Below are 25,452 nucleotides of genomic sequence, written 5' to 3' on the forward strand. Positions count from 1 at the left end.
GTTGACTGTTGACTGTTGTTAGTAATTAGTTGTTATATCAAATTTGTTAGCATCAGAATTCTTCCTATATCTCTTTTCGACCTCTGCGTGAATCAGCGTCAATCCATTGTTATCTGCGGTTAATACATTCTCTTTTTTTCACCGCAGATATAGGCAAATTAACACAGATTCACGCAGATAAGTTATATGAATTCTGGTTGCACCGTCCGTGATTGTTGACTGTTGGCTGGATTTGACGCCCGACGATGCTATCGGATTTGATATTAGTCCTTAATTATTAATTGATGATTGCTGAGTATAGTTTCCCGCCCACTTCTTAATACTTAGTTGCCAGACAATGACAACTAAGTATTGAGAAAAGCCAACTGTCAACCGTCAACTGTCAACTGTCAACTGTCAACAAATTATTCATCATCATCAAAAGCTTGGCTGCCGCCACCAACTGCAACTAAATCAATTTGCTGGCGGTAGTAGTCAACACTTTTGACTTGAACTTCTACCCGATCGCCCAAACGGTACTGATTGCGGTTTTTGCGGCCCACCAGAGTTTGCTGGCGCGATCGATATTCGTACCAGTCATCCTTGAGCGAAGAAACGTGTACCAATCCCTCAACTCGCAGGATGTCGCTCTCCGGCGGCCGCACCTCTATTTCCACAAAGAAACCGTAAGACTGCACACCTGTAATCAAACCCTGGAAAGTTTGCCCGGTGCGTTCTTTCATCAATCCGGTTTTCTTCAATCCCTGCAAATCGCTTTCGGCATCCTCAGCAACTCTTTCGCGTTCGGTTAGGTGTACTACTACCGATGCAAACTCAGTCTCAAATTCGTGGTGCAAATCTGGGGGGAGAACATTCCAAGTAATTTGACCGTGACAGGAAGAATGGTGCAAGTCAACTTTTTCCTTAGCCCGTGTTGTGCGGCTGCTGCGGCCTTGCTCGAACACCGCTTGCAACACCCGCAGCACCAGCAAATCGGCGTAGCGGGAAAGCGGCGAAGTGCAGCGCGTGTAACCCTCTGACAGCCCCAAACCGAAGTGTGGCTTGGGAGTGGTGCTGTAAACAGCGGGCTTCATGGTGTCTTCAAGCAGGTAGGTGAGAACTCTTTCCGACTTCAGGCCGGCAAACTGCTGGGTAAATCGCTGAAAGTCCAAGGGCAAAACTTCTTCTTCGGTTTCGAGATACAGTTCGCCTCCGAGGTTGTTGGAGAGTTTGATGAACTCTTGAATGTCTGCCGGGTCTGGCATCGGTTGGACGCGGTAAATTGCTGGGACTCCCAAGGCTTGCAGGTGGGTGGCGACAGCTTGGTTGGCGAGTACGACTAACTCGGAGACAGCCGACTGAGCGGGGGGAGCCGTTGCAAAAGCTCCTAATTCGCCTTCGTCGTCGAAGTGAGAGTTAGCGTCGGGCAAATTTAGTTCAAAAGCTCCTCGCTTGAGCCTTGTCTGTCTGGCAGCCTGTGAGGCGGCACCGAGTTGATCTAGGAAAGGACGGAGGGCGGAGGATAAAGGGTGCTCTTCGGCATCGCCTGGTTCGAGAATTGCTTGAGCTTGCTCGTAGGTGAGGTGGTAGTCAATTTGAATGACGCTGGCTTGAATCTCGTATTCTAGGAGTTCTCCTGATTCATCTAGGGTGAGCAGTATGCTGAAGGTCAGCCGTTCGCTGTCAGGCAGCAGGGAGCAGCGCTCGTTGAGGGTTTCTGGCAGTACGGCGATGATTTTTTCTCCCAGATGGGCGGCGGTGCCTCGCTTGCGGGCTTCGCGGTCGATCGGGGTTTCTGGCTGCACGTACTCGGCGGCGTCGCTGATGTGGATTCCTATTTGCCAGCGGCCGGGCTTCAGGGTTTCGATCGACAAAGCGCGTTCCACTGGCGGATCGGAGAGGAAGGATGTCGGGTCAAACTCGTTTTCGCCTCCTCCTTCGGAGAGATTTTCCTCCGGGGCTTGAGGAGCATTGTTTTCGCTGTTGCTTGTTCCCGGTTCGTTTTTGCTGAAGCTAACAGTCAGAATGTTACGCAAATCTAGGCGTTTTTTGATGTCGGTTTTTTTGACTTTGCTCGGCAAATTTTCGGCTGCTTTGATGACGGCGGCGGGGAACGATCGCGGCAAGTCGTGTTTGCAGCATACGATGTCGAGGTCGTCAGCGGCTTCGGCGTCGGAACCGAGTACCTGTACTACTTTGCCGACTGGGCGATGGGTGCCGAGGGGGTAGCGTTTGACTTCGACGTGTACTAGGTGGTCGATCGCCTCTTGGAGATTTGTGCCATTTGCGAGCAAGTCTAGTTCAAACAACAGGCGATCGTCCAGGGGGATTGCTCTGTAGCTGACGCGGCCGGTAGGGGTGGCGGTTTGCTTGACTCGCGCTAGTACCGAGGGGTTGGCGCGTTCGAGGATGAGCATGACTTCGCCTTCGGGCGATCGGCGGCGGCTACCTTCTTTGATGATTTTGACTAAGACTCGATCGCCATTCCAAGCTGTCGAGAGGTGACTTTCCCGCACATAAACGTCTTCTGAACCTTCGGCGTCTTGAATTGCAAAGCAAAATCCTTTGCTCGAACAGCGCAGTTTTGCTTCTACTACGTCGTCTTCAGCTACTCGGCGATAGCGGCCTTTGTCTTTGACTAATATGCCAATTTTCTCTAGAGCTTCTAATGCGATTTGAAGTTTGAGTTGACTGGTGGCGTCGTTGCAGTCGAGTTTTTTCTCCAATGCTTTAGGAGCCACTAATTTGTCTTCTGTAAAATTTGCCAGCAGTGCAGCGATAGAAAATTCCATGTAGCGATCGATCCTCTTGTTTCCAGCAATTAGTCTAAATTTTGGCGAAATCAGCCGCACCCCCTCGGGCCCTCGTAGTGCCTGCTTCCCAACAAATGCGCGGATTAATAGGTGGAGACGCGAGCACAGCCACCTTGTTTCATCGCGAGGTTTTTTTGAGATTCTCTCCCGACACCGGCTTGGTGCTAATTGTCTGCTGTCTGTCTTGAACTGACTGCTGACGGTGCAGACAACTGTCCCGCACGCTATTCCCCAATACAATTTTTTAGCGTTGGTTTGTTTGCTTTTAGGTCAGCAGCGCCGAGCACTTCGCGAATTAGAAAGCCCCTGTCGGTTCTTAAAAGATGGCTCGATACTGAAAGCGACGGCTTGAGTCGAGGATGAGCCGATGGACGGAGGGAGAGGGATAAAATTTGCATTTCTTCCTTCTGCCTTATTCCTTCTGCCTTGTTCCTTCTTCCTTTTGAAGTGCCTCTTGCTTCTTGCTTTAGCAAAGAATTTACCGGATCTTTAAGGCACAATTGCTAGTAGCTCGCTGCTGCGATGCCCCTGTTTTTTTGCACGCGATCGGCCCTTGCGGACAGAGGTGCAACGAGCGGGTCGGGAGCAATCTGTGCTGTAGAAAGTGCAAGGTACACAAAACCGGAGACTTTTACTACTTTTGCTTAGTTGCTGTGCCATCTCCTATAGGTAGAAATGACGCCCGGTGCTTGTTAGCTTAAACTGCCGGATGTGGGAGGGGGTTTAGTGGCGTGAAAGGTTGCGCGGATGACTCACCTTTAATTTATTGTATGTTGAATATGTGCTTTCAGAAAATTGTTTTCTCAGGGCTGTACTACACTTAAGTCATAAGCCCCTTCTGGTTTCGGGGTCAAAAAATTATGTTTGCTGAATTTCGCGCCCTTTATCCCGCTGGACAGTTAATTTGTGAGTTGCTGACTGTTCATCACGGTAAGTTTGTTGTTCGCTGTCTGGTTCAGGTTGACGGCAAAACTCTTGCTACGGCTATGTCGGCTGCTGAGTCTGTTGAGGATGCTGAAGACCGCGCCCGGTTGCGAGCGATCGCTGTCCTTGGATCTGCTGCGCCCGATCGTGCGATCGCGACTGTTGATCCGGCTCCGGTTGCTCCGGTTGCTCCGGTTGCTTCGGTTGCTGCTGTTCCCCCTCCTCCTGCCGTTTCCCCGGCTGCTGCTGTTCCCCCTCCCCCTCCTCCTGCGGTTCCGGTTCCTGTTGGGCCGACAAGTGTTCCTCTTCCGGTTCTAGAAATGCCTGTTGCTGACAAATTGCCGGAAACAGATCAAAGCAATTTTGTCAAGACTGAAGCGAAATTAAATGAAGAGCCGATCGCACCTGTACCGGAACCGTTGCCGCCAACGGTCGATCGGACGGAGGCTACTGGGTTTGTACCAAAGCAGTTAGACTCGGACGCTTGGCTTTCTTCTAGCTACGGCGAACCGATCACGGAACTGGAGATGCCGACTTCTAGCCAAAGTGAACTGCTACAGGGTGCGGCTGAAGTCAGGGAATTGCAACCGATCGCAGTGGGAATCCCCAGCGATGCGATCGAGGATAATTCTGATACGATCGCCCAAATAGACGCCATCCTCAAACGCCTGCAATGGAAGAAAAAACAGGAAAGCGACTGTCTCGAACAAAATTACGGCAAGTCGTCTCAGAGAGAGCTTTCTACGGAAGAGTTGGTAGATTTCCTCGAATATCTGGAAATCTACAGCAGAACCACTGAGGAAATCAAGCGGTTGGGCTGGACAGCCAACCAAGGAAAAGATTATCTCAAACAAGGTTATGGCAAAGAAGCGCGCCATTTCTTAAATCAAGTAGAATTGCTCGACTTCCTGCAATATCTCGAATCTTTGCCCTAGTAATTATGTAGGTTTCTAGGTGTGATGTTTTTGGAGAAAAAGCTACATATAGCAGTTTTCAATTGTATAAAATACAGTAAGGACTTAACTATGACGCCGTATCAGGCGCCCCACGATCTGTAATTCACTCCACTGAAAACTGCTATATGACTGTTAAAAATTAAAAATCAAAAATGAAGAATATTTCCTCATTTTTGATTTTTAATTTTTCATTTAGACGACAGCGGCGATCGGGCGGCTGGCGGAAGGACGGCGATCGATCACTTGATCTACTAATCCGTAGTCCTTTGCTTCTTCAGCGGACATGAAGAAATCCCGTTCGGTATCTTCTTCAATGCGAGAAAGCGGCTGACCGGTATGGTTGGCAAGATGTTCGTTCAGGCGGCGTTTGTGGTACAAAATCTCTTTGGCCTGAATTTCAATATCGGTTGCTTGTCCTTGAGCTCCGCCTAGAGGTTGGTGGATCATAATCCGGGAGTGAGGCAAACTCATCCGCTTGCCTTTAGCGCCGGCACTCAACAGAAAAGCGCCCATGCTGGCTGCCAAACCGAGACAAATAGTGCAAATGTCGGGGCGGATGTGGTTCATCGTGTCAAAAATGCCCATACCTGCTGTTACCGAACCCCCTGGGGAGTTGATATAGAGGTAAATATCTTTCTCCGGGTCTTCGGCGTCTAAAAATAGCAATTGGGCAACGATCAGGTTAGCCAAGTCTGAGTCAACCTGTTGGCCCAAGAAGACGATGCGATCGCGCAGGAGTCGCGAGTAAATGTCAAAGGCGCGTTCGCCGCGACCGGATTGTTCTATAACTGTTGGGATCATTGACGCCTGCCTGCCTATTACGTATCTTTTTTTAATTTTAGCGATTAGGGCTCAGTTATAGTTAGCGATCGGTGGCGGGCGATCGAGAAATCGGCAAAATCCTTTAGCTGGGCGGGGTTGGGGCGTTAATTTGTGGAAATTGTGGCGGGGGTGCGATCGGATTTCCGATCCCGCAGGCGATCGATGTTGAGGAAGCGGACATCAATAAACGTTAAATGTTGTTATGTGGCGATCGTATCATTGCCAGAACTCAAATCGCTCGATCGCGGCTGACACTAGGAAAATGGTCTAGAAACTCCGCAGGGCGAATCACGAACTTCGAGACAATCAAGCACAGTCTTCATCGGGACGCGAGTGCCGATTAACACAAGATTTCCCCCTAAAATATCGGGGTCGCTATGAAAGATAGTAGCTGCGTATTGCAAAGAAAAGATTGTGACATCAAGACAATCTTCTTCACTCCAGGTATCACTTTGCTCGAACGATATGTTAGTTTCCATCGCTAAATCCCCACTGGAATTCCATCGCATGAATTTTTTCTATCAAAGCTGAAACTTTAATCGGTGAATTATCAGGTATGGCAGTATTCAGGACTGATATCGTTTCCGGTTGTATCGGAATGATTTAACCGCAGAGGGCGCAGAGAACGCAGAGGGAGAGAATACAGAGATGAATACAGGACGATGCTACCGGATTTGATATGACGTACTCCGACTAAAGAAACCTGGTTTTTTACCGAATTTGTGGGCTGTAATGCGTCTTCTCGTAAAAAGCCCGGTTTCTGGCCCCCTACCTCAGTCCTGCTTCTCAAATTTTAATCAGCAAACCACGGCGATACATTCCATACAAAATTAACCACCAAAATAATACCGCTGTCACGGCAAATGCTAGAGAACCATTCAGCGGTCCCGCCCAAGGCACAAACCAGTTTTCATAAATCCAAGTGTAGGTTGTTGGAGCATTTGCACCAGTACCGATATGAGTTTTCAAAAGGATTCTGGCGACTATACCGGAAGCCACAAATAGGAAAATAGCATTCAATCCCATGATTTCAAACGGTCTCCCCCATTTCCAATTTCGCACTTCAATTGTTTCGTAGCAAGCTGCTAGCAATAGCAAGGCCCAACCAGCAGTAAAAACTACATAAGAACTTGTCCAAAGTTGTTTGTTGATCGGAAATAAAAATCCCCACAAGTGTCCGATTACCACGCAACTGAGGCCGCAGATTGCTAAGTTGATACTGGTGCGGGTTTTGATTTGCTGTACTCGCAGCCATTCTCCGGTAAAGTAGCCTGTGAGGACTGTGACAACTGCGGGTAAGGTACTCAACAATCCTTCTGGATCGAAGGGGCCGCCTTTGTACAGGTGTTGGCTACCGAGAATTAGCCGATCGACATATCCTCCTAGATTCCCTTCTGGCGTGAGTTCGCCGGCAGTGTACCCCCCTACAGCAAATACGGTTAGTGCGCCCCAATAGCCCAAAAGTACGGCAACAGCGAGCAGTTTTTGATTGCGGGGGGAAAGGTTGAGAATGGCGATCGCACTGATAAAGTAAGCTAAGCCGATGCGCTGCAATACTCCCATGATGCGGATTTTACCGAAGTTTTCCACTGGGGCGTTGTTGAGAAGTACGTCAAGGGCGATCGAAGATGTATTTAGCAGCAATCCTAATATAAATAGAATCGCGGCGCGGCGCGCAATTCGCCAGTAAATATTTGAAGAAGGAAGAAGGAAGAAGGAAGAAGGAAGAGGGTTTTTGCCGGATTCAGATTTTTCCTTTGTTTGTGTGATTTTTGAGGTTTCTATTCCGGTTTTTGGATAATTTTGAAGATATTTAGACAGCGAGAAAGACATCGCGCAGCCAACGATGAACAGGAAAAAGGGAAATACTAAGTCTGTCGGCGTACAGCCGTGCCATTCTGCGTGTTCTAGTGGCGGATACACCTGTTCCCAACTGCCGGGGTTGTTGACTAAAATCATGGAGGCGATCGCAATTCCGCGAAAAACATCAAGAGATTTGAAGCGCATAAATTAAGTTATTTGTTCACTGTTCACTGTTCACTGTTCACTATCTTAGGTGATGCCCATTTCCTAATTCTTTTCGGCCCAATGCCCAATGCCCAATGCCCAATGCCCAATGCCCCATGCCCCATGCCCCATGCCCTATTCCCTATATCTCTATTCCTTCCAGAGTCATAATGACTGCATTTTTCATCAACATATCGCAGCGTTCTGCATAAAAAGATGCTGCCTTATCATACTTGTTGATTTGCAAAACGCGCAGAAACATTTGCCTTGCTTGCGCGAATTGCTGCTGGTAGTGAAAAAAAATTCCCTGTTCAAAATAAGTTTGAGTTTGTGCTTTTAGTTCGATCATTGTAGGGGAGTCGCCATCGTAAATTTCAAATACAGCAACAGGTGTTTGTTTTCCTTTTACTTGAACGCGATCGAGAAACCGACACTTGTAATGTTGAGGATCGTCTATCCGGCAAAGGGTTTGGACGCTAGCTACAATAGCAACTCCATAAAGCTTTGTCAATCCTTCCACGCGGGAAGCTAAATTAACCGCATCAGAAATCACCGTACTTTCCATTCGTTCCGCTTCGCCAATCGTACCTAACATTAAAGTCCCCGTATGCAAACCAATCCCTATCGAAATAGGTTGATAGCCACTGTTTTGCCTGTGTCTGTTATAAATTTTCACTTGATGCTGCATCTCAATTGCTGCTTGCACAGCATCTTCAGCCCTGTTAGGAAACAAAGCCATAATCCCGTCACCAATATATTTATCTATAAAACCGTTGTACTCGCGGATAACTGGGCCAACTCGGCTTAAGTAAGAGTTAAGAAATTCAAAGTTTTCTCGGGGAGACATACTTTCTGACAGACTTGTAAATGAGCGAATGTCGGCAAACATAATCGTCATTTCTGCTTGTACAGAGTCTCCTAGTCTGGCATCAACGATGCTTTCTCTTTTGAGAAACTTTAAAAATTCACGGGGTACAAAACGGGCTGATGCGGCTGCAATTTTTTCGAGTTCGCTTTTGCTGGACTCGATTTGATTGAGCGATCTAAATGCTCTCAGTGCTGTGACAACTGTGGTAAATAATTTTTTGTTAGTAAGTTCTGTTTTGGTTTTATAATCATTGATATCGTAGCTGACAATTACTACATCTTCTGGTACTTGTCCGGGCTGTCCAGTGCGTAAAATAATTCGCACAATTTGATTATTTAAAATATCGCGGATGTATTTAACTACTTCCAAGCCTGCTTCTTCTGTTTCCATAACTACATCGAGTAAAATCAATGCTATGTCGTAGTTATTTTGAATTATTTCTTTAGCTTCTTTTCCTGAGTAAGCGCTGATAAATGTTATACTCTTACCTTCAAATTTAAAATCGTTTAAGGCTAGTTTAGTAATATTATGAATTTCTATTTCATCATCTACAATTAAGATTTTCCAACTTTCTTCTAGCGGTTTTTCTTCCGCCTCCTCTTCCTCGGCAAATATTAATTCATCGTCCCCCGCCACGATTAATTCGTCATCGCCTGCAGCCAACAGGTTTTTACTAGCTTCTGACATATATCGTTCTCCTATATAAAACTTATATCCATGTTGGCGGTCTAATAACTAACTGCTCATTTTAGCGGGAAATTCAATCATAAATCTTGTTCCTTTATTTACTTGACTTGTGCAGCTAATTGTGCCTTTTAGTTTTTGAGTAACAAGGTTATAAATAATGTGCAGTCCCAATCCCGTGCCTCCCTGACCTCTTTTGGTGGTAAAAAACGGTTCAAAAATTTTACTGAGATTTTCTGGATCAATTCCTTTGCCGTTATCGGCATATTCAAATATTAGCCGATCGCCCTCTAGTTTGAAATCAAAAGCCAGAACTCCTGCGTCTTCTCCATCGTAGGCGTGAATTAGGGAATTCAACACTAGATTTGTCACAATTTGACACACTACGCCGGGGTAACTGTCCACGACTATATTTTCATCACACTTAATCTCTATTTTGTGCTTAGTTCTTTTTAGTTTGGCGGTTAAGGATGTCAAAATTTCCTCTAGATAGTTTTCAACATTAAACGTGCGTTTTAACTCGCTCGACTGATCTACAGCTACTTCTTTAAAACTGTGAATCAAGTCGGCTGCCCGCGTGAGGTTAGATAAGATCATATTACTGCTTTGCACGGCGGTATCCAGAAACTTTTCTAACTCAGAACGTTTTATTTGGCCGTTACTGTAAACCTCAAAAAACTTTGTGGCTTTTTCAGCAAGCAAGGAGGCGGCGGTGATGCCGATGCCGATGGGAGTATTGATTTCGTGGGCAACACCTGCAACCAACCCTCCGAGGGCAGCCATTTTTTCCGATTCTACCAGTTTATTTTGAGCCGATTTTAAGTCTTCTAAAGTTTGGGAGAGCTCGGAGGTACGCTGCTGTACTAAATTTTCGAGATTCTGATTGAATTGGTGCAAGTTGGCGTAAAGTTGGGCATTTTTGATGGAGATAGAAATTTGAGAAGACAGCAGTTTTAATATTTCTAACCTGTCTTGTGTAAAAGCGCCTGTAGTCAGATTGTTTTCTAAATATAGAATGCCAGTGAGTTGGCCTTGATTAATTAACGGAGTGCAAAGAATTGATTTAGGTTGAACTGCCATTATATAGGGTGTGCGAGTAAATTGTCCTTCGCGGCTGGCATCGTTTAAAACTATACTTTCCTGGGTGCGGGCGACGTAATTCACAACTGCAACTGCCAGCAAAGTTACTTCTCGATCTTCGGCTACAAAATCTATCGGAATTGATTGCATGACAGCAACGCGATCGACATCTACAGATCCTGATGCTTCAATCACCCATTTACCCTCTTTTTCTAGTATTAAAAAGCCTCTTTGCCCCCCGGCATTTTCAATAACAATTTTCATCATTTTTGCCAGCAGTTTGTCTAGAACTATTTCCCCGGCTAAGGTTTGCGATGCTTTAACTGCTGTGGTCAAGTCTAGCACGCCTGCACTGTCCTTCGTAGTGGAAGCGCTGCTGGTAGATTTGTGAGTTTCAATATTAGTTGAAATCGAGCTTGAAGTTAGCAAATGCGAGTATTTCGATTCTAAATGCGCTGCTTTGGCTGTTGCTCCCCAGCGCTGATAGCAATAACGCGCTTCTGTCAAGTAAGTTTTAGAATTTTTTTCTCGTCCTATCGATAGATAAAATGCTCCCGCCAATTCTGCTGCTATTGCTTGTACTTGTATGTATCCGTTTTCTTGGGCTCCTTCAATTGCGCGATCGTAATATTCCATTGCTCTCACCACATTGCCCAAAACACGCGCTTTTTCTGCCGTAAGTAAGTCGCATTTGTGCTGAAGATTCATAGGCGCAAAAAACGCTTTTTGTTGCAATTTTTTCCGGTTACTGACAGCGTAAAAAATATGCTCTTCTTGTTCCTCATTTATGGCAGATGGATAGGCTGCTAGGCGGGCTAGAGAATCGTAAAACTGGTAGTCGGAAACATTAATAAAGCCTGCAACTCCGTCTAAATATACTTCGGCTTGCGCTGCATTTTCTAGCGCTGTAGCGGTATCTCCAAATAAATACGCTAGTATTAATTTTTGCAAATAAAAGTGCTGTAATCCCACCCGATCGTTAGCTTTCAACAGCAGCGACAACAATTTTTCTTCGCTGTATGCTTCACCTAATACAAGGTGTGGACTTTCCAATTTTCCCATCAGTTGCAAAATAGTTTGCCGATATATTTGATTCCAAGTCAATACAGTTTCTTGTTTGAGTTGAAACAGCAAATGGTTGTAACTTACCATTCTCCGTTCCAGTTGTGGCAATTCTTGACCGATGAAATACAAAGACTGACAAATATTTACCGCTGCATATCCAACACATTCTAAATCCCCATTTTCTAGCGCGCTTTGATAAGCCTCCTCTAATAGTGGCAAAGATTCTTTAACGTGATGCTTGCCGTTCATCAAAATAAATGCTACTAAATTAAGCGTTTTGCTTTTGAATTCTAACGCATTTAATTTATCGCTCAAAGTTAAAGCTAATTTACCGAAGAGATCGCCCGATTCAATATCTCTAACTATTCCTTTTAAAATTGCTCCGTAATTAGCATAACCAAAGGCAGAAAAAGTAGAGTTTCCGTAATTAATAGATAAATTCACTTGCTCGCACACAATCAGCGGCAACAGCACAGGTTCAACTATAAATGTAGCTGACAACATACTGGAAAGCACGCGCATAGTTGCTAATTTGTGCGGATTTGTCATAATCGGCAAGTTAATTAAATCTTCTATTTGTTTGTCGGTTAAATAAGCTGCTGTTTTAACCAGTGCTTGCTGAATGTGGAGGGGAATCGGCGATTCTGGAAAGTTGATTCCTAACATTTTTAGTGCTTCCAGACCAATTTTTACCGATTCTTGGAGTTTTGTTTGCATCGCACAAGCTATGATTTTGATTTCAAACACTTTGATTTTATCTAGTTCATTTTTTGCGTGTTGCAGGACAATTGTCGCCCATTTTTCCATTGGTTCAAAGTCGGTATTGAGGTAAGCAGCTTCTGCTGCTGACTCGTAGAGTGCAAGAGTCAAGTCGTAGTCAGTTTGCCAACTTTCGGGGGGCAGCAGTTCAATACCTGCGGTTAAATATTTCAGGGCAAGTTCGTAAGCCGCACTTGCTTTTGCTTTGCGGCCTGCAATTAAATTTAATTGGCATAATTGAAATTGTTCTAATTGGCTGCTGAGGATTTTTTTTGCTGAATTTAGTTGGTTTACTGTATCGAAAATATGCTCTTCTAATTGCTCTGGCGGTGCATTTTGTAGTAAAAAATTGCCTATTTTTAGATGAATTTCTTGTTTTTGATTATCGGATATTAAAGCATAAGCTGCTTGCTGAACTCGCTCATGCAAAAATTTGTAAGTTGCGCTCAAAACATCAGCCACTGGTAGGGAAAATTCATCGGTAAAGTCTCTAGATATTGTGTCGGTTACTTCTGTGCTTGCTGCTAGTGCGATCGGAATTTTGTAGGCGTTATTCACGAGCAAAATCAGACCGGACTGAAGTGCCTCACTGAGGTCTGTTGCTGCGGACGCCAGAGGTTTTTCGGCGAGTGTTGAGAGAATTTTTAAATCAAATTTGTTCCCGATACAAGCGGCTAATTTAAGCAGTTCTTGAGTATTCTCTGAAAGTTTCTGAATATTATCTATCATTAATTCTACAACATTGTCAGTTATTCCCATTTCTTGTATTTGTTCGATATCCCACTGCCACTCGCCTGTGACATGGCATTTTTTCACAATTGGCTCTGAGATTGGTTGCGCTAAGCCCGACAGGTTAGGTTTAGCTAGCTCGACCACATTATTCGAGGGTGAAAGTTTAAATTGAATCAAACTTTTTGAGTAAAGAAATTTTATTAATTGTGTTAAAAAGAATGGATTTCCAGCGGTTTTTCGCAACAGCAATTCTGCTAAACTTAGGGATTTTTCGGGGGCGCAGTTCAAAGTATCGGCAACGAATTGGTTGACGCTGCTTATATCTAAAGGCGAAAGGGCGATCGCCCTTACAGTGCCACCTGCTTTTTTAATGGCTTCGGCGGTCAGCATTAGGGGATGATTTGCATCTACTTCCTGCTCTCTATAAGCTCCAATTATTAATAAATATTGAGTTTCCAGGTCAGTTGCTAGCAGTTCTATTAACTTGAGAGATGCTGAATCGACCCACTGCAAGTCGTCCAGGAAAATTACTAGTGGGTGTTCTTTTTGAGCAAAGACGCGGATGAAGTTTTGAAATACTAAATTCAAGCGATTTTGAGATTCATTTGCTCCTAAATCTGGGACGGGGGGCTGCGGCCCGACAATTAGTTCTACTTCGGGAATAGCTTCAATAATTACTTGGCAGTTGCCGCCGAGTGCTTTTAAAATTTTTTCTTTCCAAACATGAATTTCTGCAGCATTTTCTGTGAAAATTTGCCGCAACAAATCTTGAAAAGCTTGGAGCAAAAAAGCGTAGGGAATATCGCGCTTAAATTGCTCAAATTTGCTGTCAATAAAATACCCGTTTTCCCGCCGACTCGGCTTGTAAACTTCATATACTAACGACGATTTGCCCACACCTGCATAACCAGAAATCAGTACGATTTCTGTATTGCCCCGCCTCATCCGCTGGAAGATACTGAGAAGCATATTAACTTCTACTTCTCGCCCGTAAAATTTTTGGGAAATTTGCAGGTGACTTGACTGATCTTGCTCGCCGAGGCTTATGTGGGAAATTGCGCCTGTAGTTTGCAGTTGATCGAGACAATTTTCCAAGTCATACAAAAGTCCGAAAGCACTTTGATACCTGTCTTCTGCTGTTTTTGCTAAGAGTTTTATGACGATGTCGGAAACGACTTGAGGAATCTCCTTGGTTCCTACTTGATTGATTCTGCCTTCGATGCTTCTGCTTTCTACTTTTTGCTTTCTGTTTTCCCAAGGAGAAACGGGCGTTTTGGCAATATGGCAGTGTACTAATTCCATGGGATCGATCGCCTGAAAAGGCAATTCGCCACAAAGCATCTCATAAAAGGTGACGCCTAAAGAATAAAAATCGGTGCGGTAGTCGATCGCCCGATTCATGCGTCCCGTTTGTTCAGGAGACATATAGGCGAGAGTGCCTTCGAGTAAATGGGGATGGCTGGGGGCGGGGTTTTCGCCCGGTAGCAGGGAGGCGATCGCAAAATCAGCAATCTTGACATCTCCTGTCTCGATATTGACAATAATATTGCTGGGTTTAATATCCTTATGGATGATGTGGTGTTCGTGGAGTTGCCCAAGAGTTTCTGCTAGTTTGATGCCAATATGCAGAAATTGTTGTAACTCTAGCTGGTTGTTGCTGAGAAAGTCTTTTAGGGAAATCCCACCAAAATCTTCTAAAACTAAAACCGGAAAGTGATTGTATGTTTCTATTTTGTAAAGCTTGACTATTCCGGGGATATTCAAATTTTTAAGAATTTCGGATTCGTGCAGCAGTTGGGATATTTGCGCTGGGCTAGGGTATGGCGGCGTGAGAGTTTTGAGGATAACGGGTTTTTGTTCCTCAAGCTGCAGACCTCGATAAATAACTGTGTGAGGGTTTGTATAAAGTTCTCCGTCAATGCGGTATCCCGGAATAGAAATCATGATAGTTAGGGGTAATTTCAAAGATGCGGCTATACAATTTTAGATTTTAGATTTTAGATTTTAGATTGGGAATGATTGATGATATGAGGGTTTGGATCGCGGGCTTAGAGTTGCATTCTTTTTGGTCACAAGTATTATTAAGTAAGTGAAAATACACATCGTCGGTCGAGTGCGGTTTTTACGGCAGTAAACTGGCTACTATTATATAGCTTAGCTAAATCCATCCCTAAAGAGTCCTCCTAGATACTTTTTTTGTCGCTTATTTAGTTATCTATATTTTAGTCTTCAAAAAATCAGAAGTCGCACTTTGCTATCCCGCCAGTGCCAAAATAAACGGGTGCGTGCAAATCAACAGCTAAAATCTAAAAAAATCATGCAGAATATAACTGCCTCAAATCCAGCTAATGCGACCGATCGCGCTTTTGGCACCGCAGACATTCAATTGCTGGTAGTGGATATAGACGGCACGATCGCAGGTTTGTCAAATACCATCCGAGAACCAGTCAAGCAGGCAATTTTGGCTGCCGAGTCACGGGGAGTGAAAGTAGCCGTCGCTACGGGCAGGATGTACCGCTCAGCTTTGCGTTTTCACCGCGACATCGGCTCAACATTGCCACTGATTTGCTACCAGGGTGCATGGATTCAAGATCACGCTACTCAAAAACGGCTGCGACACTTGCCGCTGTCGAAAAAAACTGCTCTGCAACTGTTAGATTATTTTGAAGAAGCGCATTTGCGATCGCTCCTTTCGATCCATTTCTACATTGACGACCAACTTTACGTGCCGGAAATTACCGCAGCTACCCGAATTTATGCCGAACGATCGGGCATTGAACCAATTGTGATTAAAGATTTGCGGCGAGATATTCCGGGGGAACCGACGAAAGTTTTGGCTTTGTGCGAGAATCCAGGGGTACTCGACGGCTTGCTCAGCAGTATGCGGCAGCGCTACACGCCTGCGGAGCTTTATTTGACTCAATCGGTTGCTACTTTTTTTGAAGCTACGCATCCTTCGGCGAATAAGGGAGATGCCGTGCAGTATTTAGCGGAGGAACTTTTGGGTTTGCAGGCGGCGAATGTGATGGCGATCGGCGACAATTTTAATGATGTAGAAATGATTGCCTACGCGGGCGTAGGGGTGGCGATGGGCAATGCTCCTGATGGGGTGAAGGCTGCTGCTGATTGGGTGGCGCCGGATGTGGAGGAAGATGGGGTGGCGGCTGCGATCGAACAATTTGTTTTGGGCGATCGTTGATATTTGTAGCAATAATAATTTTCCCAATATTATAGGGACAGGCAATTCCCATTGGTGTCAACTTAAGCCTGAAACCCCTGAGAAATCTGGGTTTTAGGCAAAGTCTAGATCCCCCTAAATCCCCCTTAAGAAGGGGGACTTTGAGAAGACTCCTGTCCCCCCCTTCTTAAGGGGGGCTAGGGGGGATCTGGCCTTAATCGTCAAACAGTAGTCTCTGAAGGGGTTTGGCGTTAAGTTGACACCAATAATGGGCAATGCCGTGTCCCTACAATAGTTTAAAAATGCCTTTCAACAGAAAAAGCACCGACGACTGGCCGTGTTTCGTCTCGGTGCTTCTTCTGGTTCGCTCCTCACACGTCCATCAATATAGCTGACTCAGTAAATTGTGTCAATACTTTTTCCAAAAATTGTTTTTTGAGTCGGCGGCTGCCGGGGGGGCGGCGCGGTGGAGCGAGACAAAACTCTTGCAATGCAAGGGTTTGACTTGATCGCCCAAGGGTGGCCTTGAGCAGAAAAATTTTACTTCACTTCCACCAGCCAGTCCAAAATCAGAGCGTTGACTTCACTCGGCCGCTCGTCGTGGGGACAGTGGCCTGTGTTGGGAATTGAAACAAATTTCACTGGTTTATCGTTGGCGGCCAATTGTTGATAGATCTGGCTGCCGGCGATCGGCGTCCAAGGGTCGTCTGCGCCCCAAAGTACCAATAACGGACGATCGACTTTGGGCAGCAATTCTGACGGTTGAGGGCCTGGAGGGGCTGTCAGAATCGAGGCGAACACTTGTTGAGCTCCGGGCTCGCAGGAGGGGGCGTGCAGGAGTTCTACGAGTTCGTCCGTGATCGCTTCGCGGTTCCCGTAGACTTGGCGCAGGGTGTTGCGGATGCGGTGTTTTTGGCGGATGTTGTTGAACATAAAGGGGCCGATCAGGGGCGATCGAACTAATTTAGTAAAAGTCCCCATCACTACTCGCAGCGGGAAATTCAGTTCGTCGGGCCGGTGGTTGAGCCCGCCAGCACAGTTGATTAAGACACCGCCGGCTGATATTTCTGGATGGTTGGCGACTACCATCAAACTCAGCAAAGCGCCGATCGAATTCCCGACAAATACCGCCGGTTCTAGTACCATATCCGCCCAGAAATCAGTCAGCAATTCTTCCCACAATTCCAGAGTGTAATCTAGGGCTGGTTTGGCGGAAGCACCGAATCCCAGCAAGTCCAGAGCAAATACGCGATAGCCGCCGGCCGCGAGTACGGGGATATTTTGCCGCCAATGTCCGATCGAAGCCCCAAATCCGTGAATCAAGATCAGAGGGCGGCCGGTTCCTTGGACGGTATATTGGATTTTGTGACCTTTCCAAGTCCAAATTAGCTTTTCAAAACTCGTTGCAGATACTAATTGTTGTGCAGTCACGGCTATTATGTAAAGTTTCGTTAACTACTTTCATCATAGCAGAAGTCAGTAGTCAGTAGTCAGTAGTCAGTAGTCAGTAGTCATGAATTATTGGTTATTGGTTATGTGTTATTTGTTATGTGTTATTGGTTATTGGTTATTTGTTATTTGTTGTAATTCCCCATGCCCAATTCCCCATGCCCAATTCCCAATTCCCAATTCCCAATTCCCAATTCCCATTTTTACTTTTTTTGTAGCAACCAATAAGTCATCATATGCCCCTTACCTTTTACCGGAATCACGCCTCGCCTCTCAAACAAATACTTATCTTTCAAAAGCTCATAAGTAACATCAGTAACTTGAATGCTGCCTGCAAAACCCGTAGCTTCCATCCTCGCCGCTACATTCACCGTATCTCCCCATAAATCATAAGTGAACTTGCTAACACCAATTACTCCCGCAACCACCGGCCCGGAATTGATGCCAACGCGAATTGCCAGTTTTTCCCCTGTCTCGGCGCACAACTTTGCTATTTTTGCCTGCATTCCCAGGGCCATTTGGGCGATCGCCTCGGCGTGATCCTGTCTCGGCGTAGGCAATCCCCCGACTACCATGTAAGCATCGCCAATAGTCTTAATTTTCTCCACACCGTACTTTTCAGCTAACTGGTCGAAGTGCGAAAAAATCACGTTCAAGCGCTTTACCAACTCGGTGGGAGACATTCTAGCAGACAACTCAGTAAAGCCAACAATATCAGCAAATAAAACACTTACTTGGGCAAAACTGTCGGCGATCGTGCTTTGCTCTGCCTTCAAGCGTTCTGCGATTGGTTTGGGTAAAATATTTAACAGCAACTTCTCGCTTTGTTCTTGTTGAACTTTTAGCGCTTCTTGCGCTAATTTGCGCTCTGTAATGTCAGAAACAGTACCCTCATAGTAGAGCAGCTCACCTTTTGAATCTCGAACAGCCCGAACATTTTCTGACACCCAAATCCGGCGCCCGTCTTTGCGACATACCATAGATTCAAACCCCGAAACGGCATTTTCAGCATCCATAGCAGCCACAAATTCGAGGCGGCGTTCCGGGTCAACATACAGTTGCTGAGCAATATTGTTAATCTGGGACATCAGTTCTTCTGGCGAGTCGTAACCGTACAATTTTGCCAAAGCTGGATTAGCGCTGAGATAGCCTCCTGAAGGCGTGCTTTGAAAAATGCCTTCCATCGCATTTTCTACAATGCTGTGATATTTTTCTTGAGCAATACGCAGCAATTCTTCTGCTTGTTTGCGCTGAATCAAAGAACCTAATTGAGTGCCGACAGCATTAAAAACGTCTATAAATCGTGCGTCTTTCCCAGCAGACGAAATTTTAAAGAAAACTAGCACTGCCAATACTTCATTGCCTACCAAAATCGGCACGCCAAAACCAGCTTTGAATCCGAGTTCTAGTGCTATTTTACTTCTGAGAAAATGCGGGTAGCCCCTGGAAATATCTTCTACCCATTCCGGTTGCTTGGATGCCCAAACTCGTCCCGGCAGCCCTATATTCATGGCAAATGTCAGTTGTTCGCTTTGCCTGCGGAACGCATCCATCCTGGCGTTACTCGCATACCAGCCCCGGGCAGATTGCAGCACAGTTCCTTCTGCATCGGGAATCCAAGCTTCTCCTACATCCCATCCGATTGTTTCGCCAACATGGTGCAGAATTACTTCTAAAGCTGAGTGAAAGTCTACAGCTTCGCCGATCGCCCGCGTCGTTTCCAGCAAAAACCGGATTGATTCTTCAGCCCGCTGCCGTTCTGCGATTTCTTCCTGCAATCTCGAATTGCGATCGTGCAGTTCCCTAGCTTGCAGTTGCAGTTTGGATTGCAGCGAACGAAGGGAAAGTTGGTTTTGAACCCGGGCTAAGACTTCCTCTACTTGAAACGGTTTAGTAATATAATCCACTCCTCCTACTTGAAAAGCTTTAACTTTTTCCAGCACGTCATCTAGCGCACTAATAAAAATTACCGGAATATCTTTTGTTTTTTCGCTTAACTTTAACTGCTCACAAACTGCATACCCGTTCATTTGTGGCATATTAATATCTAGTAAAATTAGATCGGGAGGAGATATTTGTGCCCCTTGCAAAGCCAAGTGTCCGTTAATAGCCTTCCTGACATGATACCCGTGAGATGTCAGCATAGTGGATAAAAGTCGCAAATTATCCGGCATATCGTCAACGATCAGAATGTCTTTAGGAGTTGCTGGTAATGGATGGTCGTTCATCATAATATAATTGAGTTAAATCGATAATGATATCTATCCGAAAATTATCGACTAAATCTGTTAAAGCGTTAGCGAGATTTGCCTCAGTTTCGGGAATTTGCTTGATCAGTTCGAGGATGCGGTTGTCGTCAACACAAAGTGCTGCTCGGTGCAACTCGACCACCCATTCTGTGGGCATTACACTCAAATCCTCGGTGGTCAAACTTTTAAGCAGCGTCGGTGTTGAAAAAGAACTAGATAAGTTTTCTTTCTCATAAATATAACGCAGGTTGAGATGATGCGCTATCTTTTCAAAGAGTACCTCTTCCCGAAACGGTTTACATATCAAATCGTTACAACCCGCAGACAAAATTATTTGCCGCTGCTCGTCAAAAGCACTGGCCGTCAGGGCAATAATTATTGTTTCTTTACCTTCGAGAGTTTTCTTAATCTGTCTTGTCGCTTCATACCCATCCATCACGGGCATCAGCATATCCATTAATATCAAGTGCGGCTTCCAAGTTGAATGCAAAGCAATTGCTTCTTGACCGTTAGTTGCTTCCCGGACTTCAAATCCCAGGGGTACCAGCAGCTTAAGCAGCAGTTGGCGATTTTCCGTTACATCTTCAACTATTAATATCCGATAAATGTCTTGTCCGGCTTCTAAACCAATAACTTGTTTAATCGGTGATTTTTCTTGTTCATCACTTTCTGTTACTAAGTTAACCCAGATATTAAAGCTGAAAGTTGTGCCTTGACCGACTTGACTTTTCACAGCAATATCACCTCCCATAATCCGGACAAACTGTTGGCTGATCGGCAACCCCAGACCAGTTCCCTGCATGGATTTTCGACCAGTTTCGGTTTGTACAAAGGGCTTAAATAATGTGGAAAGTTCCAAGGGAGAAATGCCTGGACCCGTGTCGGCAATTTCAAAATACAATTGGGATTTGTTTTCTTCTATGGCGTCTTTTTGAGCTTGGCTCCTGACGCGCAAAGTAACGGTTCCCTGTTGAGTAAATTTAATCGCATTGCCGACCAGGTTAATTAAAACTTGCCGCAATTTAGCTTCGTCTGTTTGAATGTACTGCGGCAAATCATCGGCATTTTCAAAGATTAAGTGCAAACCTTTTGAGTTGGCTTTTAGTCGCAGCATTTCTTTGAGACTGTTGAGAAGGTTGTAGAGATTGAAACGGCTGGGATTGATGGTAATTTGACCTGCTTCTATTTTGGACATTGACAAAACATCATTAATGAGTTCTAGCAAATGTTCGCCGCTGCGGTTAATAATTTCTATGTATTCTTTTTGTTCTTCCGTGATAGAACTGTTGCGGGCCATGACTTGGGAAAAACCGAGAATGGCGTTGAGAGGTGTGCGGAGTTCGTGGCTCATGGAAGCTAGAAATTGGCTTTTGGCGCGGTTGGCAACTTCGGCGTTTTCTTTGGATTTAATCAGTTCCATGGACTGCCTTTGAGTGCGGGCGAGCAATTCCGCTTGCTGTAATGCTACTCCTAGCTGAGTACCGACATCAACTGCAACGTTGATTTCTGCTTCAGTCCACTGGCGGGGAGCAGAATTTTGATAGGATGCTAGTAATCCCCAGAGCTTTTTGCCAGAAAAAATTGGTACAATAATGTAGGATTTAGCTTGAAATTTTTCTAGCAAGTGGATGTAACAATTATCGAAACCTTGCTTGTAAATATCTGGGACACAAAGATAAGTTTTACCTCGGCTGTAGGCTCCGCCTTGGGTTTGTTGCAAATAGGTATCGTGGACTTCTGGTGAGATACTATCTAATTTTTGGACAAGGCAAAGTTCGCTGTCTAAAGCGCCTTCAGTAAGGTTAGAATCGGTCTCCTGTGCTTGGATGAAAGAAACCCACTTGCGATCAAGGGATTCGGCTACAAATTCGCCACTCCAGTCTGGATTGAAACGGTAAATAGCGACTCGATCGCACTTCATGGTTTGGCGCAATTCTCGGGTTGTGGCGTGAAAAATTTCTCGGATATCTAAAGTTTGCCGCATTCTTTCAATGATGCGGGCGATCGCTCTTTGTCGTAAAGCACTTTCTTGCAGTTCGGTTTCTGCTTGCTTGCGTTCGGTAATATCTACAGCCATTAAAGCAATGCCGATTGCTGTACCGTTATCGTCAATTAGCTGAGTATTGTACCACTCGCAGATGATAATTCTGCCGTCTTTAGTCAGATTTTCGGTAGTGCCGCTGGATTTGGCATTCAAGTCGTGATTGAAAATCTCAGATAATTGCGGGTGGTAGCTTTCAGGTACGATCAAATCGGAGGCGACACGACCAATCGCTTCTTGCTCACTGTAGCCAAAAATAGCAACGGCCGCGGGATTCCAAGTGATAATTTCTAAATTGAGGTTTAACTCGATAACTGCGATCGGCGTTTGCTGCAATAAAAATGAGATTCTTTGCTGCGATGCTAGCAGTTTTTCTTCGGCTAATTTACGGTCTGTGATGTCATTAGCAGTGCCGAGAATTTGTTTGGGTTTACCATCGGCTGTTCTGAGAAATACTGTATCCCAACTGTGCATCCACCGCCATTCACCGTTTTTGTGTTTCATGCGGTATTGACATTCAATGACATCGCCGTCTTTGGCTCGCTCCACTTTTTGGACGCTTTCAAAAACTTCTGGCAAATCGTCGGGGTTGAGCAGCGTTGGCATCATTGCTGTACCCATATCTTGTATTTCTTGGGCGCTGTATCCGAGCATCGTCGCAATTTGGCGGTTGCTGTAAACATTCCGCTGTTCAATTAAATCGTAAACGTACAATAGGTTGGGATTGGAATCGGCGATCGCCTGAATGAAGTGCTGGCTTTCTCGGAGTGCAGATTCTGTTTGTTTGCGAACGCTAATATCTCGCGCTACGATAATCACTGATTCTGCAGAAAGCGGAGAAACTTTAGCGTCGAGGCAAACTTCGCGATCTCCGATTGTAAAGCTATATTCCACATTGATGCTTTGCTTCGTTTTTAAAGCTTGTTGAATGGCATTTAATACCAAATCTGCCACAGGTTCGGGCAAGACTTCGTGGACGGTTTTGTCAATCATTTCGCTTGGAGGCTTCACCAAATTCTTTGATGCTGTCGGAGCGATTTTGAGGCAGCGCCCTTCTGCATTTCTCACTAAAACTGTGTCAGTCATGGCGGCAAAAATAGCCCGCAATTCTGCTTCCGATTCTTGCAGAGCTTGCTCAGCGCAGATGCGGGTGCGAATTTCTGCTTGCAGCACTTTATTTTGCCGATCGAGCTGCTGAATTCGGTTTTTTTCTCGATCGATCAGTGTAGCTTGAGCGATAGCGAGCCCTACTTGAGCCGCCACAGCTTCTAATAGGTCGATTTCCTCGGAAGTCCATTCCCGATAACGATCGCACTGGTGCAAACCGATAGCGCCGTTTGCCCTGCCTTGGTAGGAAGTGCGAATTGCCAGCATCGATTTTAACCCAAGCTTCTGGCAAATAGGTTGAACAGCTTGCAACAGAGGGTCTGAATAAACATTGTTGGAGGCGATCGGCCGATCTTGTATCATCATTTGTATGACGTGAGGATTGCCCCAAATTGGAACAGGTACGTTCCGAATAGATTCGCACTCCGGTTCGACATACTCCGCCGCCAGAGGAATATCGACTTGGGGAGTAGTAACGTAAGTATGAATCAAACAGCGATTGACGCAGAATGTCAGACCGATTTGAGTTGCAGCTATTTGAAATATTTTTTCTGGCTGCAAGCTTGAGCGAATTTCTTGAGTTATTTTTGCAATCAGCAATTCTCGCTGAACTTGCCGTTCTAAAGCAGCTTTAGCTCCTGCCATTTCTATTTCTGCGTGCTTGCGATCGGTGATATCAAAAAGTACGCCATACCAAACAATATCGCCATTATCGCGCATTTCTGGCCGAGAATTAGATTGCAGCCATTTGAGTTTATCCGACGGTGTAATAATCCGCCATTCACAGGCAAAAGGTTCTAAAGTTTGGGCGCTAGTAGCAATTTGTTTTACCAGATATTCGTGGTCATCTGGATGATTTTGATCGAAGCAAAAGTCGGGATTTTTTAATATTTCCTCACTTTCTAATTCGTAAATCTCCCGACAAGCATAACTAATATATTCAAACTTAAAACTTCCATCGGGCTTCTTGATAAATTGATAAAGAACTCCCGGTATATTGACCGCCAATTTCTGCAACCGCGCTTTGCTTTCCCGGAGTGATTGTTCTGTTCGCTTGCGAAATTCTACCTCTTGTTGCAGTTGGGCATTCTGCTGTTTTAATTGTTTTGATAACTGTTGTATAGTCAATTGACTCTCGATCCGCACTAAAACTTCTTCCACTTGAAAAGGCTTAGTAATGTAGTCAACACCGCCGACTTCAAAAGCTTTGACTTTGTGAAAAGTTTCCTCAAAAACACTCAAAAAAATAACCGGAACTTCCCTCATTTTCTCGTTAGATTTCAGTCTAGCACATACTTCATATCCGTTCATTTTGGGCATGGCAATATCTAGCAAAATTAAGTCTGGGAGAACGGTTAAATTAGCATTAACCGCCATTTCTCCCGAAATCGCCCGCTGAACTTTATACCCTTCTTTCGTCAATATATTTGATATAAACCGCAGGTTTTGGGGCTGATCATCAATAATTAAAATGTGAATACTTTCTTTGTCAAATATCATTTTTTGTCGGGTCATTGTGATGTTTTTAGTGCTAGAAGCAGATTGATGATTTAATAAATTTAGCGATTGCTTTCGATCATCATTATTTATTAAATATTTTCAAACTCAGCAAATAGAGGATTAACTTTAGATATTAGCCATCAACTAACGCACCTTCTTTTTTTTAAACTTATTGGTTGCTTGTCTTAAGTTTTCACTCAAATTAACCCTACTTAACCACAGTTTATTGTCAAAACAAATCACCTTTTTTGCGGTACAAATTAAGTGTGCCGAAAAACAATCATCGCTTGGGCACTCCAGACCAAAGCAAGCGGGTTTTTTAACTTTGTTCAAAAGCTAGGACAAAGTATTTTCGTTCAACCCGGTTGATGCGCGCAGGACAGTTTTTTGCTTGACTTTAGCATTAAAAGTCCCAGGAGGATAACGCAAGTTTCTGGACATTATGCTGCCACATTCAAAGGGTTTTAGCAGAGATAAACACCTGGACATACCGCGAGGGGAAGAAACTGTTTTTTTTACTCTTTTCGCTGCAACAAAGTATGGCTGTGAAAAACCTCGGTTTTGACCCACCCGCCCATCAGTCTTAAGATATTTATAGGTAACTAAGAGCACATAGCAATCCACCCCGCAGCCAAAGCCTACCATATAAACTATTTTCTCTGTCTTTTCTATGCCAGCAATTCCTTAAGTTTAGCAATATTTTCACTGCTAAAGTAAATTTTAATTTCTAGTTCTTGGTCAGATTCCCATAGCAGCAGCAGATTATCTTCGCCCAAGGCGATTTCGGGATTGTTTAATTCAAGTGTTTGATATTTAACTTCGGGAATTCCTACGCGAATTACCAGTTCCGCCTCCAACTGAGGATAGATGTACAATTGCTGTTGCAAGTTGTCAAGTTCTAGTTTGTCAACAGTGTTGTTACGTTGGACAGGAGAATCAGGTTTGTACCAATAGAGAGTTTCCTCCCGAATTTCGGGATTGACTATCACAAATGTTTCGTCAAAACGCTGGGGGTGCCAGTGAATTTCGCTCAGACCTCCGATTTGCGGAATCAATCGCTCTACCCAGCTAATTTCTTTGCCGTTCAGGTTTCCCCACCACTGACTGATATTATCGAGATTGTCAGCATTTTCGGGGTCGGTGCTGCCGGACTGCCAGACTGTTTTTAGTTGTTGCATATACAGGTTCTCCAGCGAGTTTTAATTTGAGATTGCAGGCGTTCAATTGGAGATTCATTCG

13 protein-coding genes are annotated in these 25,452 nt (G+C 44.9%); 3 read left to right on the forward strand and 10 right to left on the reverse strand.

The features are described from left to right. Positions 1 to 404: 404 nt before the first annotated feature. Positions 405 to 2,771, reverse strand: a complete 2,367-nt coding sequence (locus QUB44_RS02570; RefSeq protein ID WP_333362721.1) for a ribonuclease R family protein — start codon at positions 2,769 to 2,771, stop codon at positions 405 to 407. Between the two features lie 881 nt (positions 2,772 to 3,652). On the opposite strand from QUB44_RS02570, the gene QUB44_RS02575 reads away from it, so the two are divergent. Continuing rightward, positions 3,653 to 4,651 (forward strand): hypothetical protein, encoded by a 999-nt coding sequence (locus QUB44_RS02575; RefSeq protein ID WP_333362724.1) that lies wholly within the window; start codon positions 3,653 to 3,655, stop codon positions 4,649 to 4,651. Positions 4,652 to 4,864: 213 nt separating this feature from the next. Here the strand turns inward: QUB44_RS02575 and clpP are convergent, their stop codons facing one another. Beyond that, positions 4,865 to 5,473, reverse strand: a complete 609-nt coding sequence (gene clpP, locus QUB44_RS02580) for an ATP-dependent Clp endopeptidase proteolytic subunit ClpP (protein WP_006635758.1) — start codon at positions 5,471 to 5,473, stop codon at positions 4,865 to 4,867. Between the two features lie 132 nt (positions 5,474 to 5,605). Here clpP and QUB44_RS02585 point away from each other — a divergent pair, with 132 nt between their 5' ends. Beyond that, the gene (locus QUB44_RS02585; protein ID WP_333362727.1) at positions 5,606 to 5,746 is read left to right on the forward strand and encodes a hypothetical protein; all 141 of its coding nucleotides are present in this window, start codon (positions 5,606 to 5,608) and stop codon (positions 5,744 to 5,746) included. 2 nt (positions 5,747 to 5,748) lie between these two features. Here the strand turns inward: QUB44_RS02585 and QUB44_RS02590 are convergent, their stop codons facing one another. The 4 genes from QUB44_RS02590 to QUB44_RS02605 form a co-directional block, all read right to left on the reverse strand. Then, entirely contained in the window at positions 5,749 to 5,973 is a 225-nt protein-coding gene (locus QUB44_RS02590; protein WP_333362730.1) for a DUF433 domain-containing protein, read from the reverse strand. A gap of 307 nt (positions 5,974 to 6,280) precedes the next feature. Then, positions 6,281 to 7,501: a heparan-alpha-glucosaminide N-acetyltransferase domain-containing protein gene (locus QUB44_RS02595; protein ID WP_333362733.1), complete on the reverse strand. Its 1,221-nt coding sequence runs from the start codon at positions 7,499 to 7,501 to the stop codon at positions 6,281 to 6,283. A gap of 142 nt (positions 7,502 to 7,643) precedes the next feature. Then, positions 7,644 to 9,056, reverse strand: a complete 1,413-nt coding sequence (locus tag QUB44_RS02600) for an adenylate/guanylate cyclase domain-containing protein (protein WP_333362737.1) — start codon at positions 9,054 to 9,056, stop codon at positions 7,644 to 7,646. Positions 9,057 to 9,104: 48 nt separating this feature from the next. Further along, complete coding sequence (locus QUB44_RS02605; RefSeq protein WP_333362740.1) at positions 9,105 to 14,633, reverse strand: ATP-binding sensor histidine kinase; 5,529 nt, start codon at positions 14,631 to 14,633, stop codon at positions 9,105 to 9,107. A gap of 373 nt (positions 14,634 to 15,006) precedes the next feature. Here QUB44_RS02605 and QUB44_RS02610 point away from each other — a divergent pair, with 373 nt between their 5' ends. Beyond that, positions 15,007 to 15,888: a Cof-type HAD-IIB family hydrolase gene (locus tag QUB44_RS02610; RefSeq protein ID WP_333362743.1), complete on the forward strand. Its 882-nt coding sequence runs from the start codon at positions 15,007 to 15,009 to the stop codon at positions 15,886 to 15,888. A gap of 519 nt (positions 15,889 to 16,407) precedes the next feature. On the opposite strand, the gene QUB44_RS02615 is transcribed toward QUB44_RS02610, so the two are convergent. The 4 genes from QUB44_RS02615 to QUB44_RS02630 all read right to left on the reverse strand — a co-directional run bounded on the left by QUB44_RS02615 (position 16,408) and on the right by QUB44_RS02630 (position 25,391). Further along, entirely contained in the window at positions 16,408 to 17,298 is an 891-nt protein-coding gene (locus tag QUB44_RS02615; protein WP_333362746.1) for an alpha/beta fold hydrolase, read from the reverse strand. Between the two features lie 221 nt (positions 17,299 to 17,519). Further along, positions 17,520 to 19,547 carry an adenylate/guanylate cyclase domain-containing protein gene (locus QUB44_RS02620; RefSeq protein WP_333362749.1) on the reverse strand — a complete coding sequence of 676 codons (2,028 nt, stop codon included), beginning with the start codon at positions 19,545 to 19,547 and terminating at the stop codon, positions 17,520 to 17,522. Further along, positions 19,513 to 24,228, reverse strand: coding sequence for a response regulator (locus QUB44_RS02625; protein ID WP_333362752.1), 4,716 nt, complete (start codon positions 24,226 to 24,228; stop codon positions 19,513 to 19,515). The genes QUB44_RS02620 and QUB44_RS02625 overlap by 35 nt, the downstream gene beginning before the upstream one ends. A 653-nt stretch (positions 24,229 to 24,881) precedes the next feature. Further along, complete coding sequence (locus tag QUB44_RS02630; RefSeq protein ID WP_333362755.1) at positions 24,882 to 25,391, reverse strand: hypothetical protein; 510 nt, start codon at positions 25,389 to 25,391, stop codon at positions 24,882 to 24,884. Positions 25,392 to 25,452: the final 61 nt, after the last annotated feature.

The organism is Microcoleus sp. AT3-D2, from assembly GCF_036705715.1.
GTDB lineage: Bacteria > Cyanobacteriota > Cyanobacteriia > Cyanobacteriales > Microcoleaceae > Microcoleus.

Coding starts and splice junctions, on each gene's coding strand:
- QUB44_RS02590 (WP_333362730.1), bottom strand. CDS start 5,973: ATGGAAACTAACATATCGTTCGAGCAAAGTGATACCTGGAGTGAAGAA.
- QUB44_RS02625 (WP_333362752.1), bottom strand. CDS start 24,228: ATGACCCGACAAAAAATGATATTTGACAAAGAAAGTATTCACATTTTA.
- clpP (WP_006635758.1), bottom strand. CDS start 5,473: ATGATCCCAACAGTTATAGAACAATCCGGTCGCGGCGAACGCGCCTTT.
- QUB44_RS02620 (WP_333362749.1), bottom strand. CDS start 19,547: ATGATGAACGACCATCCATTACCAGCAACTCCTAAAGACATTCTGATC.
- QUB44_RS02610 (WP_333362743.1), top strand. CDS start 15,007: ATGCAGAATATAACTGCCTCAAATCCAGCTAATGCGACCGATCGCGCT.
- QUB44_RS02630 (WP_333362755.1), bottom strand. CDS start 25,391: ATGCAACAACTAAAAACAGTCTGGCAGTCCGGCAGCACCGACCCCGAA.
- QUB44_RS02595 (WP_333362733.1), bottom strand. CDS start 7,501: ATGCGCTTCAAATCTCTTGATGTTTTTCGCGGAATTGCGATCGCCTCC.
- QUB44_RS02575 (WP_333362724.1), top strand. CDS start 3,653: ATGTTTGCTGAATTTCGCGCCCTTTATCCCGCTGGACAGTTAATTTGT.
- QUB44_RS02605 (WP_333362740.1), bottom strand. CDS start 14,633: ATGATTTCTATTCCGGGATACCGCATTGACGGAGAACTTTATACAAAC.
- QUB44_RS02570 (WP_333362721.1), bottom strand. CDS start 2,771: ATGGAATTTTCTATCGCTGCACTGCTGGCAAATTTTACAGAAGACAAA.
- QUB44_RS02600 (WP_333362737.1), bottom strand. CDS start 9,056: ATGTCAGAAGCTAGTAAAAACCTGTTGGCTGCAGGCGATGACGAATTA.